The 12596-nt window shown below is 63.7% G+C and carries 16 protein-coding genes; 2 read left to right on the top strand and 14 right to left on the bottom strand.

Translation table 11 applies throughout. The annotated features are described in order from the left end of the window. Window positions 1-38: 38 nt before the first annotated feature. From hemW to BLX41_RS22450, 9 genes are all read right to left on the bottom strand, one after another. Window positions 39-1241: a radical SAM family heme chaperone HemW gene (gene hemW / locus BLX41_RS22490; protein WP_123726662.1), complete on the bottom strand. Its 1203-nt coding sequence runs from the start codon at window positions 1239-1241 to the stop codon at window positions 39-41. Beyond that, a complete protein-coding gene (gene rdgB / locus BLX41_RS22485) occupies window positions 1238-1834 on the bottom strand; it encodes an RdgB/HAM1 family non-canonical purine NTP pyrophosphatase (protein WP_185073742.1) in 597 nt (198 codons plus the stop codon). The genes hemW and rdgB overlap by 4 nt, the downstream gene beginning before the upstream one ends. After that, complete coding sequence (locus tag BLX41_RS22480) at window positions 1831-2265, bottom strand: DUF4426 domain-containing protein (RefSeq protein WP_123726660.1); 435 nt, start codon at window positions 2263-2265, stop codon at window positions 1831-1833. Before BLX41_RS22480 ends, rdgB begins: the two co-directional genes overlap by 4 nt. Window positions 2266-2291: 26 nt before the next feature. After that, window positions 2292-2912, bottom strand: a complete 621-nt coding sequence (gene metW / locus BLX41_RS22475; protein WP_123726659.1) for a methionine biosynthesis protein MetW — start codon at window positions 2910-2912, stop codon at window positions 2292-2294. Between the two features lie 7 nt (window positions 2913-2919). Continuing rightward, a complete protein-coding gene (metX, locus tag BLX41_RS22470) occupies window positions 2920-4059 on the bottom strand; it encodes a homoserine O-succinyltransferase MetX (RefSeq protein ID WP_123726658.1) in 1140 nt (379 codons plus the stop codon). A gap of 163 nt (window positions 4060-4222) precedes the next feature. Further along, window positions 4223-4516 carry a DUF167 domain-containing protein gene (locus tag BLX41_RS22465; RefSeq protein ID WP_047289741.1) on the bottom strand — a complete coding sequence of 98 codons (294 nt, stop codon included), beginning with the start codon at window positions 4514-4516 and terminating at the stop codon, window positions 4223-4225. After that, complete coding sequence (locus tag BLX41_RS22460; RefSeq protein ID WP_123726657.1) at window positions 4516-5103, bottom strand: YggT family protein; 588 nt, start codon at window positions 5101-5103, stop codon at window positions 4516-4518. Before BLX41_RS22460 ends, BLX41_RS22465 begins: the two co-directional genes overlap by 1 nt. A gap of 24 nt (window positions 5104-5127) precedes the next feature. Beyond that, window positions 5128-5946, bottom strand: coding sequence for a pyrroline-5-carboxylate reductase (gene proC, locus BLX41_RS22455; RefSeq protein WP_102862079.1), 819 nt, complete (start codon window positions 5944-5946; stop codon window positions 5128-5130). A 34-nt stretch (window positions 5947-5980) separates the two neighbouring features. Beyond that, window positions 5981-6679, bottom strand: a complete 699-nt coding sequence (locus BLX41_RS22450) for a YggS family pyridoxal phosphate-dependent enzyme (protein ID WP_123726656.1) — start codon at window positions 6677-6679, stop codon at window positions 5981-5983. A 183-nt stretch (window positions 6680-6862) separates the two neighbouring features. Between BLX41_RS22450 and BLX41_RS22445 the strand changes: the two genes are divergently transcribed. Beyond that, window positions 6863-7897: a type IV pilus twitching motility protein PilT gene (locus BLX41_RS22445; RefSeq protein ID WP_123726655.1), complete on the top strand. Its 1035-nt coding sequence runs from the start codon at window positions 6863-6865 to the stop codon at window positions 7895-7897. Window positions 7898-7983: 86 nt separating this feature from the next. On the opposite strand, the gene BLX41_RS22440 is transcribed toward BLX41_RS22445, so the two are convergent. Continuing rightward, window positions 7984-8607: a C40 family peptidase gene (locus BLX41_RS22440; RefSeq protein ID WP_123726654.1), complete on the bottom strand. Its 624-nt coding sequence runs from the start codon at window positions 8605-8607 to the stop codon at window positions 7984-7986. A gap of 251 nt (window positions 8608-8858) precedes the next feature. Here BLX41_RS22440 and BLX41_RS22435 point away from each other — a divergent pair, with 251 nt between their 5' ends. Further along, a complete protein-coding gene (locus tag BLX41_RS22435) occupies window positions 8859-9278 on the top strand; it encodes an NINE protein (protein WP_123726653.1) in 420 nt (139 codons plus the stop codon). A gap of 59 nt (window positions 9279-9337) precedes the next feature. Here BLX41_RS22435 and BLX41_RS22430 read toward each other — a convergent pair whose 3' ends face one another. The 4 genes from BLX41_RS22430 to ruvX all read right to left on the bottom strand — a co-directional run. Then, window positions 9338-10609, bottom strand: coding sequence for a dihydroorotase (locus BLX41_RS22430; RefSeq protein WP_123726652.1), 1272 nt, complete (start codon window positions 10607-10609; stop codon window positions 9338-9340). Next, window positions 10606-11610, bottom strand: coding sequence for an aspartate carbamoyltransferase catalytic subunit (locus BLX41_RS22425; protein ID WP_011064007.1), 1005 nt, complete (start codon window positions 11608-11610; stop codon window positions 10606-10608). Before BLX41_RS22425 ends, BLX41_RS22430 begins: the two co-directional genes overlap by 4 nt. Window positions 11611-11635: 25 nt before the next feature. Beyond that, window positions 11636-12142 carry a bifunctional pyr operon transcriptional regulator/uracil phosphoribosyltransferase PyrR gene (pyrR, locus tag BLX41_RS22420; RefSeq protein WP_060841533.1) on the bottom strand — a complete coding sequence of 169 codons (507 nt, stop codon included), beginning with the start codon at window positions 12140-12142 and terminating at the stop codon, window positions 11636-11638. A gap of 116 nt (window positions 12143-12258) precedes the next feature. Further along, the coding region (gene ruvX, locus BLX41_RS22415; RefSeq protein ID WP_259745081.1) for a Holliday junction resolvase RuvX at window positions 12259-12596 on the bottom strand (338 nt) is incomplete at its 5' end.

Raw genomic sequence — 12596 nt, 5'->3', positions numbered from 1 at the left:
GTGGCGAGCAGATCGAGTACCAGATCCATGTGATTTCCTTAGATCAGAAAGTATTGCAGCAGGTCATTGAGGAAGAGTTGCCCGCGGGCCGTGGCCGCCAGGCGTGACGGTTCGACCTGCAACAAGCCGCTTTGTTCGGCCTGGCGCCGACCTTCGGCAAGACTGGCCAGATCCAGGCCGGTGCGTTGGGCGAACAGCGCGGCGTCCACACCGTCGGTGAGGCGCAGGGCGTTCATCAGGAACTCGAACGGCAGCTCCTCGTTGCTCAGGGCCTTCTCGCCGGCCTTGAACGGCTTGGCCGGGTTCAGGTAATCCTTGGGCAAGCGGGTCTTCCAGGTGCGCAGAATGTGCCCGTCCGGGTGGCTGAGCTTGCCGTGGGCACCGGCACCGATGCCAATGAAGTCGCCGAAGCTCCAGTAGTTCAGGTTGTGCCGTGCCGCACGCCCTGGTTGGGCGTAGGCCGAGACTTCGTACTGGGCGTAGCCATGCTCGGCCAGCAGTGCCTGGCCGGCTTCCTGGATATCCCACAGGGTGTCGTCTTCCGGCAGTACCGGCGGCTGGTTCCAGAACACCGTGTTGGGCTCCAGGGTCAGCTGGTACCAGGACAGGTGGGTCGGCTTCATGGCGATGGCCTGGCGCAGATCGCCCAGCGCATCGTCCAGGGACTGATCCGGCAAGCCGTGCATCAGGTCCAGGTTGAAGTTGTCGAACCCGGCCTGGCGCGCCATGCCGGCGGCGCGTATCGCTTCGTCACCGTTGTGGATGCGGCCCAGGGCCTTGAGCTTCTGTTCCTGGAAGCTCTGGATGCCGATGGACAGGCGGTTGATGCCCAGGGCGCGGTAGGCGGTGAATTTTTCCTGCTCGAAGGTCCCGGGGTTGGCTTCCAGGGTGATTTCGATGTCGCTGGCAAACGGGATGCGCTGTTCCACGCCCTTGAGCAGCCGGCCCAGGGCTTGGGCGCTGAACAGACTCGGGGTGCCGCCGCCGAAAAAGATCGAGCTCAGCTCGCGGCCATGGACGGCGTGCAGGTCCAGGTCGAGGTCGGCCAGCAGGGCGTCGACGTACTCTATTTCCGGCAGCGTCGGGCTGGCGGCGTGGGAGTTGAAGTCGCAATAGGGGCATTTGCGTACACACCACGGGATGTGGATGTACAGCGCCAGGGGCGGCAACTGGGGCAGCGCCGCCCGAGGCGTTTGCGCGCCGCCGAGAATCAGCGGCGACGCGGATCGGTCTTGGCTCATTTCAGGCCCAGGCGTTGCCGCAGAATGGCCATGGCGCGGGCGCGGTGGCTGAGCTGGTTTTTCTCCACGGGGCCCAGTTCGGCGCTGGAGCAGTCACGTTCCGGCACCCAGAACAGCGGGTCGTAGCCAAAACCGTGTTCGCCACTGGCGGCAGTCAGGATGCGCCCGTGCCACAGGCCTTCGCAGAGGATCGGCAGCGGATCGTCGGCGTGCCGCACCAGGGCCAGGACGCAGACAAACTGCGCGCCGCGTTGCTCCTCGGGCACATCCTTCAGGGCGTCGAGCAGCTTGGCGTTGTTCGCCGCATCGCCCTGACCGTCGGCATAGCGGGCCGAGTAGATGCCCGGCGCGCCGCCGAGGAAGTCCACCGCCAGGCCCGAGTCGTCCGCCAGTGCCGGCAGGCCGGAAATGCGCGCGGCATTGCGCGCCTTGAGGATGGCGTTTTCGACGAACGACAGACCGGTTTCTTCCGGCTCGACGCTGCTGAACTCGCCGATCGAGCGCAGTTGCACCGAGGCGCCGAGCATGGCCTGGAGTTCTTTGAGTTTGCCGGCGTTGTGGCTGGCCAGTACGAGTTGCGTGAGGTTCATTATTCGCCCGGGAATAGCTCTTGGTTGAAGCTGAAGCTGTTGGTGTCACCGCCCGTTTGCACAGTGATGGTGAACGTACGGTTTTCCTGCTGTTCCACCGGGAACTGGGCGATGTAGTAGATCGCGCCCTGTTCGGTGATCTGGCGGAATTTCAGGGGGATGCTCTTGCTGGTCAGGTCCTTGACCGTACCGCTGACCTGGCCGACCAGCGGTTTGCCGTCCTTGATCAGGGACACGTTGATCACGCCCTGGTTCTTGCTGCGGATCAGCTCCGCCGCCCTGGCGATGTCAGGCTGCAGGTAGGTGGAGTTGAAGGTGTTGTAGTGCACGGTGATGTCGCCAAAGACTTCCTGGCGCTCGCCCTTGATTGGGTCCGCGGCCAGGGCGCTCAGGCTCAGGCAGGCGGCCAATAGAAATGTAACCAGACGTCCCATGGTGGTTCTCCTCGATGCAACGTGGTTTATACCGCGACCTTGTGATCCTGCAGGCCGGGACTGCTGACGCGGTAGATGCCGATCTCTCCCAACAGATTAGGCCATAGCTTACTGGCCCACCCGTGGCGGTGTTGTTGATCGACGGCAAGTCGGTTGATCACCCGGGCTTCACGCTCGCGGCACAGCTCTTCGAAGTCCTCGAAGGTGCAGAAGTGGATGTTCGGCGTGTTGTACCAGGTGTACGGCAGGAACTCCGAGACCGGCATCCGACCCTTGCTGGCCAGGTACCAGCGGCAGCGCCAGTGGCCGAAGTTGGGAAAAGTGATGATGCACTGGCGGCCGACCCGGAGCATTTCGTCGAGAATCTTGTCCGGGTAGTGCACAGCCTGCAGGGCCTGGGTCATGACCACGATATCGAAGCTGTTGCTGGCGAAGTTGCCCAGGCCTTTATCCAGGTCCTGCTCGATCACGTTGATGCCCTTGGCCACGCACTCGGCAATGTTGTCCGGGTCGTTTTCCAGGCCGTAGCCGGTGACTTGCTTGTGTTCCTGCAGCCAGCTCAGCAGCTCGCCGTTACCGCAGCCCAGGTCGAGGACGCGGCTGCCGGCGGGGATCCATTCCTGGATGATTTCCAGATCGGCTCTCATCGTGTCCTCACAAGGTAATGCGGTTCATGTAGTGACTAAACGCCTGCAGGTAGCGCGGGATCGGGATCAGGAAGGCGTCGTGACCCTGGGGTGCATCGATCTCCAGGTAGCAGACGTCCTTGCGCGCCGCCATCAGCGCGTCCACCAGCTCCCGGGAACGGGCCGGGGAGAAGCGCCAGTCGGTGGTGAAGGACATCACGCAGAATTTGGCGGTGGCATGGGCAAAGGTCTTGGCCAGGTCGTCGTCGCAGTTCGCCGCCGGGTCGAAGTAGTCCAGGGCCTTGGTCATCAGCAGGTAGGTATTGGCGTCGAAACGCCCGGAGAACTCCTCGCCCTGATAGCGCAGGTAGCTTTCCACCTGGAATTCGACGCTGTGGAAGTCGTAGTTGAGCTTCTCGCTCTTGAGGCCGCGGCCGAATTTCTCGCCCATGGAGTCATCGGACAGGTAGGTGATGTGCCCCACCATCCGCGCCAGCATCAGCCCACGCTTGGGGATCACCCCTTGTTCCTGGAACGAGCCGCCGTGGAATTCCGGGTCGGTAAGAATCGCCTGGCGCGCCACTTCGTTGAAGGCGATGTTCTGCGCCGAGAGCTTGGGCGCCGAAGCAATGGCCAGGCAGTGCCGTACCCGGTCCGGGTAGGTGATGGTCCATTGCAGGGCCTGCATGCCGCCCAGACTGCCGCCGATCACTGCGGCCCACTGGCTGATGTCCAGGCGATCCGCCAGGCGCGCCTGGCTATGGACCCAGTCTTCCACGGTCAATACCGGGAAGTCGGCGCCGAAGGGCTTGCCGGTGTCCGGATTGAGGCTGCTGGGGCCGGTGGAGCCGTTGCAACCGCCGAGGTTGTTGAGGCTGACCACGAAGAACCTGTTGGTGTCGATGGGTTTGCCGGGGCCGATGCAGCTGTCCCACCAACCGGGCTTGCGGTCATCAACACTGTGGTAGCCGGCGGCGTGATGATGGCCGGACAGGGCGTGGCAGATCAGCACCGCGTTGCTGGCGCTGGCGTTGAGCTGACCATAGGTTTCGTAGATCAGGTCGTAGGCCGGTAGCGCGCGTCCGCAGGCCAGGGCCAGAGGATCGCTGAAGTGCGCTACTTGCGGTGTGACCAGACCAACAGAATCGGGGGGAAAGGCAGTTGGCATCGACCCTGCTCTCATTTAAATGAGGCGTAAGTCTAAAGACCGCTGCTCCCAGCGGCAAGCAAAGCCCGGGGCTGTGTTTGGTTGGGGAAAATGGCGCGGGAGCTTCGCTGGCAAGCCAGCTCCTGCCGCGGACATGGGGCGTAGGAGCCGGCTTGCGGGCGAATCAGGCTGGGCGCGCCAGCCCCGGCAGATCCGGCAGCTTCTTCGGCGCTTGCAGGCGCACGCGCTTCTGCCGATTCAACTCGCCACTGACCAGGCTGACGTTGCTCTTGGGAATGCCGAAAGCCTTGGCCAGGAACGCCATCAAGTGAGCGTTGGCCTTGCCTTCCACGGGCGGGGCGGTGAGGCGGATCTTCAACCGCTCCCCATGCAGGCCAGCGAACTCGTCGCTGCTGGCCTTGGGTTGCAGGTGACAATCGAGGATCAGATCGTCACCGTCCCAGCGGAAATAGCTCATCAGATCAGCCCGAACAACTCAGGGGGCATGAAGGTGTAGAACGCCATGCGTGGAATCAGCCACTGCTGCACCAGCTGGATCACGATGAAGGCCAGGATCGGCGAGATGTCCAGGCCGCCCAGGTTGGGCACGATGCGCCGGAACGGGGCCAGCAGCGGCTCGCTGATCTGATAGGCCAGTTCCGCGCCCGGGCTCTGGCTGCCAGGAGCGACCCAGGACAGGATCACGCTGATGATCATGGCGAAGAACCAGATCTTCAGGAACAGCGCGAAGATGCCGATCGGCGCCCACAACAGCAGTCCCAGGGCATTGAAGGAGATGTGGCTGAGGGTAAGGATGATGGCGAACAGCGCCATTTGTACGATCAGGGCCAGGACCAGCGAGGACATGTCGAGCCCGAACATGCTGGGGATCACCCGGCGCAGGGGTTTGAGCAGTGGCTGGGTGGCACGCACGATGAACTGGCAGATAGGGTTGTAGAAGTTCGCCCGTACCACTTGCAGCATGAAGCGCAGCAGGACCACCAGCAGGTAAAGGCTGCCCAGGGTCTGGATCACAAAAATGGCAGCGTCGTTGAGTCCGAACATTATCGATTCCTTTGTAGGGGCGAGTTAACGACCGAGTTGTTCGGCCATTTCGGCCGAGCGGTGCGCGGCGGCACCCAATGCTTTTTCCACCAGGGCTTCAAAGCCGTTGGCCTGGAACGATTTGATCGCGGCTTCCGTGGTGCCGGCCGGCGACGTCACGCGGCGGCGCAGCTCGGCGGCGTCGACGTCACTGGACACCGCCATGTGGGCTGCGCCCAGGGCGGTCTGCAGGGTCAGTTGGGCGGCGGTTTCCCGAGGCAGGCCGAGCTTTTCGCCAGCGGCGGTCATGGCTTCGATCAGCAGGAAGAAATACGCCGGGCCGCTGCCGGACACGGCGGTCACTGCGTCCAGTTGCTGCTCTTGATCCAGCCACAGGGCGATGCCCACGGCGGACAGCAGTTCCTCGGCCTGATGGCGCTGTTCAGGGCTGACCTGGGCGGTGGCATACAGGCCGCTGACGCCTTGGCGCAGCAGGGCCGGGGTATTGGGCATGCAGCGCACGATCGGTTGCTCGCCGAGCCAGTGGTTCATGCTGGCGCAGGTGATACCGGCAGCGATGGAAACCACCAGTTGCTGAGGCTGCAGGCTCGGGCGCAGGGCTTCGCACACGGCTTTCATGGCCTGGGGCTTGACCGCCAGGACGATCACGTCGACGCCGGCGATGGCTTCGGCGTTGTCGGCGAACACCTGGATGCCGTGTTCGGCAGCCACCTTGGCCCGGGTTTCGGCGCCAGGGTCGCTGGCACGGATCTGTGCTGCCTCAAGGCCTTTGGCCCGCAGGCCACCAATGAGGCTGGCCGCCATGTTGCCGGCACCGATAAAAGCGATACGAGTCGTGTTCATGACAGGTCCTTATGAGAGGTCAGTGTCAGTCGCATCAGGACTGACTGTAGTCGCGGGCACCAAACAGTGCGGTACCGATCCGCACCCAGGTGGCGCCTTGGGCGATGGCCGCTTCGAGGTCGTGGCTCATGCCCATGGAGAGGGTGTCCAGGGGCAGCTTGAGGCTGTCCCGCAGTTGGTTGTTCAAGGTCTGCACCGCAGCGAAGGCGGCTTCCTGGGCGGCACGGTCCTCGGTGGGCTCGGGAATCGCCATCAGCCCACGCAATTGCAGGCGTGGCAAGGCGCTGATGGCGCTGGCCAGGGCCGGCAGGTCGGCCGGAGCACAGCCGGACTTGCTGGCTTCGCCACTGACATTCACCTGGATGCAGATGTTCAGCGGTGGCAGCCCGGCGGGGCGTTGCTCGGACAGGCGTTGTGCGATTTTCAAGCGATCCACGGAATGCACCCAGGCAAAATGCTCGGCAATGGCGCGAGTCTTGTTCGACTGAATGGGGCCGATGAAGTGCCAACTCAAGGGCAGGTCCGCCAGTTCCTGTTGTTTGCCCAGGGCTTCTTGCAGGTAGTTCTCGCCGAAGTCCCGCAGGCCGGCGGCATAGGCTTCGCGCAAGGCGGCGGCGGGTTTGGTCTTGCTCACGGCCAGCAGCATGACGCTGTCCGGGGCACGCTGTACGGCCTGGCAGGCGCTGCGGATACGCTCGGCTAGCCGGGCAATGTTGTCTGCTATCGTGGACATTCGATTTCTTCTCAAAAGTACCGGCGACCGGGAGCCTGTGACCTTGGCCGCCAACCGCCGCATGAATCCACCAGACCCTGATTGTCGACCGGCCCGAGCATCGCTCAAGGGCCGCGCCGGTCATTGCCCGGCATGGCGGCTGGGTCTGAAGCTCGCGGCATTCTACTGGAATTGGGGGGCACTATGGACATCACCGAACTCCTGACCTTGAGCGTCTCCCGGGGCGCTTCCGACCTGCATCTGTCTGCCGGACTGGCGCCGATGTTGCGCGTTGATGGCGATATTCGTCCGCTCGACAGCCCGGCCCTGGATGCACAGCAGGTGCTGGCCCTGATGCATGGCCTGATGAGCGAACCTCAGCGGCAGGTGTTCGCCAGCCAGCAGGATCTGGACTTCGCCTATGAACTGCCGGGTGTGGCGCGGTTCCGGGTCAATGCTTTCCAGCATGCTCGGGGAGCGGGGGCGGTGTTGCGCTTGATCCCATCACGGGTACAGAGCCTGGAAGCGTTGGGGCTGGGGCAAGTGTTTCAGCAGATTGCCGAGGCGCCCCGAGGGCTGGTGCTGGTCACCGGGCCCACCGGCAGCGGCAAGTCCACCACCCTGGCGGCGATGATCGATCACCTGAACCGGCATCGGCAGCAGCACATCCTCACCCTCGAAGACCCCATCGAGTTCATTCATCCGCAGAAAAACTGCCTCATCCACCAGCGCGAAATAGCGCGTGATACCCGCAGTTTCGCCACCGCCTTGCGTGCCGCGCTGCGGGAGGACCCGGACGTGATTCTGCTGGGAGAGTTGCGCGACCTGGGCAGCATTCGCCTGGCCCTGACCGCCGCCGAAACCGGGCATCTGGTGTTCGCCACCCTGCACACTTCATCCGCGGCCAAGAGCATCGACCGGCTGGTGGACGTATTCCCGGGAGAGGAAAAGGCCCTGGTGCGCTCGATGCTGGCCGAGTCGCTGCAGGCGGTCATTGCCCAGGTGTTGCTGAAGAGGGTCGGCGGTGGGCGGGTGGCGGCCCACGAAATCATGCTGGGCAATGCAGCGATCCGTAACCTGATCCGCGAGGACAAGGTGGCGCAGATGTATTCGGCGATCCAGACCGGTGGAGCCCAGGGCATGCGCACCCTGGACATGAGTCTCAAGGCATTGCTGGGGCAGGGGCTGATCAGCCGTGAGCAGGCGCGGGAGCAGGCACGAATGCCGGAGAGCTTTTGACGGGGCTGGAAATGCATTCGCCGGCAAGCCGGCTCCTACAGGTGGGCGTAGGAGCCGGATTGCCGGCGAATGGGCGAATCAGCAGATTAGCGCTGCACGACCCGCAGAGGTGCCTGTTCCTTGGGCAGTACCCGCTTGGCAACCACGTAGTGGCTCTGCCAGTAGGGTTTCTTCAGGGTGTCGATGGTCACCGCCTTGCCGCGCCGCGGGGCGTGGATAAAGCGGTCCTCGCCCAGGTAGATGGCGACGTGGTTGACCTTGCGGCTCTTGATGTTGAAGAACAGCAGATCGCCCGGCTTCAGGTCCTTGCGCTCGACCTTCTGCCCGTGGCCGCTGGCCATGGCGTTGGAGGTGCGGGGCAGGTCCACGGCGGCGACGTCATTGAAGGCGTAGCGCACCAGGCCGCTGCAATCGAAGCCTTTACTTGGGCTGCTGCCGCCCCAACGATAGGGGGTGCCCAGCACATTGACCGCACGGCTGAGGACAGTGGTGCTTGGCCGGCCGGCGTTGTTGGCCACCAGCTTGCTGTCGGCCTTGCTCAGGCGGGTGGGGTGCTTGATGGTGGTCTTGTTCTTGGCGGTGACCGTCGAAACATGGGATTTCGGGGTGTAGCCATTAACGTTGGGAAGTCGTTGCTCACGGTTGGTGGCGTGGGCGGCCAGTGGCATTAATAGGCAAATGGTTAGCCATGTCTTGAAAAAGGGTCGCATTAGGCAAGGCTCTTATTTGGTTAGCGCGCAACTTTATAACAGCTTTCAGGTCACTTCCGTGGCCGTTTGTCGATTCAACCTTGGGGTCAACTTCGGCAAAGAGGTGGCAACTTGACGCAGAAAACCGTCAGAAGTCAGGCAGTACAAGGCTTTGGCGGAACAGAAGGTAACATTGTCCACACGTCGAAAGCCTGTAAAAAAGTCACAAAGTTTTTAAGAATATTTATCTATCACCCAGCAAGAGGCTCTTAATGAACACCTATCGTCAGGATGCATCCACCCATGACACCCACAGCAAGGTGATCGGTTACCTGTTGTGGATTTTCGGTTTTACCGGCGCTCACCGCTTCTATTACGGCAAGCCGGTGACCGGGACCATCTGGTTCTTCACCCTCGGTCTATTGGGCATTGGCTGGTTGATCGACTTGTTCCTGATCCCGTCCATGGATCGGGAAGCGGACTTGCGCTTTACCTCTGGTCCTGTGGAATACAGCGTGGCCTGGATTCTGCTGACCTTCCTCGGGGTTTTCGGCGTGCACCGCATGTACCAGGGCAAATGGCTGAGCGGGGTGATCTACCTGTTCACCGGCGGCTTGTTCTTCCTGGGAGTGCTGTACGACTTCTGGACTCTGAACGATCAGGTCTCCCTGGAAAACGCCAAACGCCGCTGACGAATCAAGCCGGCCCCACGTAGGAGCCGGCTCGCCGGGCGACACCGGCGCTGCAGACCTCAGCCCTGATAGCTGATATGCCCATCCACCAGGGTGTAGCGCACCGCACCTGGCAGGCTATGGCCGAGGAACGGGCAGTTCTCGCCCTTGGACAGCCAGCGCTCGCCGGCCACGGTGGAGCTGGCCGGGTCGAACAGCACCAGGTCCGCTGCGCCACTTTCCACCAGCTTGCCCGCCGGCAGGCGCAAGGCCTCGGCCGGACCGGCGCTGAGGCGCGCCAGCAGGGTCGGCAGGTCCAGCAAACCGTCCTGAACCAGGGTCAGGGCCAGTGGCAGCAGCAGTTCGACGCTGCTGATGCCCGGCTCGGTGGCACCGAATGGCGCCAGCTTGGCATCGCGTTCATGGGGCTGGTGATGGCTGGAGATGGCTTGCACCACCCCGGACTTCACCGCTTCACGCAGGGCATCACGGTCGGCCCGCGAACGCAGCGGCGGTTGCACGTGATACAGGCTGGAGAAGTCGATCAGCGCCTCATCGGTCAGGATCAGCTGGTACAAGGCAACATCGGCGGTCACTGGCAGGCCGCGGGCCTGGGCCTGGGCAATCAGTTCCACGCCCCGGGCGCTGGTCAGTTGGCTGAAGTGAGCGCGCACGCCGCTTTGCTCCACCAGTAACAGGTCCCGGGCCAGGGCCACGGTTTCCGCGCTTTCGGGAATCCCCGGCAAGCCGAGGAAACTCGCGGTGGGGCCTTCGTGGGCCAGGCCGCCTTCGGCCAGGTCGCGGTCCTGGGAGTGGAAGATCACTGTCAGGTCGAAGGTGGCGGCGTATTCCAGGGCACGGCACAGGGTGCGGGTGCTGCGGAAGCCTTCCAGGCCATTGCCGAAGGCCACGCAGCCGGCGTCGCGCAGGGCAATCAGCTCGGCCAGTTGTTCGCCGTCCAGGCCCTTGCTCAAGGCCCCGATGGGGAAGACTTTGCTGTTGCCGGCTTCCCGGGCGCGGTCGAGGATCAGTTCGGCCACGGCCGAGGTATCCAGTACCGGTTTGGTATGCGGCGGGCAGCACAGGCTGGTGACGCCACCGGCGGCGGCGGCGCGGGTTTCGCTGGCAATGCTGCCCTTGCGGCTGTAGCCCGGCTCGCGCAAGGCGACGCTCAGGTCCACCAGACCGGGCGCGGCCACCAGGCCCTTGGCGTCGATGGTAGTGACGGCATTGAAACCGCCGGGCGCGGCGCCGATGGCAACAATCTTGCCGGCTTCCAGGTGCAGATCGGTGGTTTGATCCAGGCCACTGCTTGGATCGATGACGCGGGCGCCGAGAATGCTGAGCTTCACTGGGCGTTCTCCTGCTCGAATTGTCGCTGGGCGGTCTGCCCGCTCATGGCCATGGACAGTACCGCCATGCGCACTGCAATGCCGTAGGTCACCTGGTTGAGGATCACCGAGTGCGGACCGTCGGCCACCGCCGATTCGATTTCCACACCGCGGTTGATCGGGCCCGGGTGCATGACGATGGCGTCGGGCTTGGCCCCGGCCAGGCGTGCGGTGGTCAGGCCGAACAGGCGGTAGAACTCGCCTTCGCTGGGCAGCAGGCCGCCCTGCATGCGCTCACGTTGCAGGCGCAGCATGATCACCACGTCCACGTCTTTCAGGCCTTCGGTCATGTCGGTGTAGACCTTGACCCCGTATTGTTCGATGCCGATGGGCAGCAGGGTTTTCGGTGCAATCACGCGAATGTCAGGGCAGCCGAGGGTTTTCAGCGCCAGCATGTTGGAGCGTGCTACCCGCGAGTGCAGGATGTCGCCGACGATGGCCACCGAGAGGTTCTCGAAACCGCCCTTGTGCCGGCGGATGGTCAGCATGTCGAGCATGCCCTGGGTCGGGTGGGCGTGACGGCCGTCGCCGCCGTTGATGATCGCCACCTGGGGGCACACGTGTTCGGCGATGAAGTGCGCGGCACCGGAGTCGCCGTGGCGCACCACGAACATGTCGGCGGCCATGGCTTCCAGGTTGCGCAGGGTGTCCAGCAGGGTTTCACCCTTGCTCGCCGAGGAGGTCGAGACATTCAGGGTGATCACGTCCGCCGACAGGCGCTGGGCTGCCAGTTCGAAGGTGGTGCGGGTACGGGTGGAGTTCTCGAAGAACACGTTGCACACGGTCTTGCCGCGCAGCAGCGGGACTTTCTTTACCGCCCGGGCGCCGACTTCGAGGAAGGAGTCGGCGGTGTCGAGGATTTCTGTCAGCAGCTCGCGGTTCAGGCCGTCGAGGGACAGGAAATGGCGCAGCTGGCCCTGATCGTTGAGCTGCAGCGGGCGCTTGGCGTCTAGAGGCGTCATCGCAATGGACTCTTAAAAGGGCGAGTTAGAGGGCGAGGTCTTGGAGCTCGAGTTGAAGCGGCGCAGGACCGGACAATTTTACCCGCTCGTGGGCGGCCAGCGACAGGGTTGCACCCACCACATTCGGACGAATCGGCAGTTCGGCGGCGTTCAGGTCCAGCAGGCAGACCAGGGTCACGCTGGCCGGACGGCCATAGTCGAACAACTCGTTGAGGGCGGCGCGGATGGTCCGGCCGCTCATCAGCACGTCGTCGATCAGCACCAGGTGCTGGCCTTCGATCTCGAACGGCAGTTCCGAAGGGCGAACTTGCGGGTGCAGGCCGTTCTGGCTGAAGTCGTCGCGGTAGAAGGACACATCCAGGGTGCCCAGGGGCGCGTCGCTGCCCAGGGCTTCCAACAGGGCCTGGGCCACCCACACGCCACCGGTACGGATACCGATGAAGCGTGGCTCGCTGATGGCGCGCTGGGCCAGGTGGGCGTTGAGATCAGTGGCCATCTGGCTGATCAGGGCGGCGGGATTGGGCAGGCTCATGGTGGCTCCTTCGTGGGCTCGCGCCTGCTGCCGGGCAGCAGGGCACGGGAACTTACGGCTGGTGTTGGGCCAGGAGGCGCGCAGCTTTGGGCCGCGCATCTTCAGGATTCGGGATCTCAGGTATTCAACAGCGTGGCGTTTTCGTCGAGCCAGCCCTGCAGCAGCAGGGCCGCGGCGATCGCGTCTACCGGGTTGTCGCGGTAACTGCCTTTCTGCCCGCCCCGGGCCAGGCGTTCGCCCTTGGCCTCGAAGGTGGTCAGGCGTTCATCGTGGGTATAGAAGGGCACATTGAAGCGGCCGTTCAGGCGCCGGGCGAATTTTTCGGCGCGCGCGCACATGTCGCTGGGGCTGCCGTCCATGTTCAGGGGCAGGCCCACCACTACGGCGTCGGGTTTCCACTCCTTGATCAGCGCTTCCACCTGATTCCAGTCCGGCACGCCGTTCTGCGCCTTCA

Source organism: Pseudomonas protegens, from assembly GCF_003732485.1.
In the GTDB taxonomy this organism is placed as follows: domain Bacteria; phylum Pseudomonadota; class Gammaproteobacteria; order Pseudomonadales; family Pseudomonadaceae; genus Aquipseudomonas; species Aquipseudomonas protegens_B.
The sequence above is the reverse complement of the archived record's forward strand: the minus strand, read 5'-3'. Positions and strand labels throughout refer to the sequence as shown.

Excerpts from the sequence above, each read along its gene's own strand:
- hemW (WP_123726662.1), bottom strand. The coding sequence starts at position 1,241 with ATGAGCCAAGACCGATCCGCGTCGCCGCTGATTCTCGGCGGCGCGCAA.
- BLX41_RS22480 (WP_123726660.1), bottom strand. The coding sequence starts at position 2,265 with ATGGGACGTCTGGTTACATTTCTATTGGCCGCCTGCCTGAGCCTGAGC.
- metW (WP_123726659.1), bottom strand. The coding sequence starts at position 2,912 with ATGAGAGCCGATCTGGAAATCATCCAGGAATGGATCCCCGCCGGCAGC.
- metX (WP_123726658.1), bottom strand. The coding sequence starts at position 4,059 with ATGCCAACTGCCTTTCCCCCCGATTCTGTTGGTCTGGTCACACCGCAA.
- BLX41_RS22465 (WP_047289741.1), bottom strand. The coding sequence starts at position 4,516 with ATGAGCTATTTCCGCTGGGACGGTGACGATCTGATCCTCGATTGTCAC.
- BLX41_RS22460 (WP_123726657.1), bottom strand. The coding sequence starts at position 5,103 with ATGTTCGGACTCAACGACGCTGCCATTTTTGTGATCCAGACCCTGGGC.
- proC (WP_102862079.1), bottom strand. The coding sequence starts at position 5,946 with ATGAACACGACTCGTATCGCTTTTATCGGTGCCGGCAACATGGCGGCC.
- BLX41_RS22450 (WP_123726656.1), bottom strand. The coding sequence starts at position 6,679 with ATGTCCACGATAGCAGACAACATTGCCCGGCTAGCCGAGCGTATCCGC.
- BLX41_RS22445 (WP_123726655.1), top strand. The coding sequence starts at position 6,863 with ATGGACATCACCGAACTCCTGACCTTGAGCGTCTCCCGGGGCGCTTCC.
- BLX41_RS22440 (WP_123726654.1), bottom strand. The coding sequence starts at position 8,607 with ATGCGACCCTTTTTCAAGACATGGCTAACCATTTGCCTATTAATGCCA.
- BLX41_RS22435 (WP_123726653.1), top strand. The coding sequence starts at position 8,859 with ATGAACACCTATCGTCAGGATGCATCCACCCATGACACCCACAGCAAG.
- BLX41_RS22425 (WP_011064007.1), bottom strand. The coding sequence starts at position 11,610 with ATGACGCCTCTAGACGCCAAGCGCCCGCTGCAGCTCAACGATCAGGGC.
- pyrR (WP_060841533.1), bottom strand. The coding sequence starts at position 12,142 with ATGAGCCTGCCCAATCCCGCCGCCCTGATCAGCCAGATGGCCACTGAT.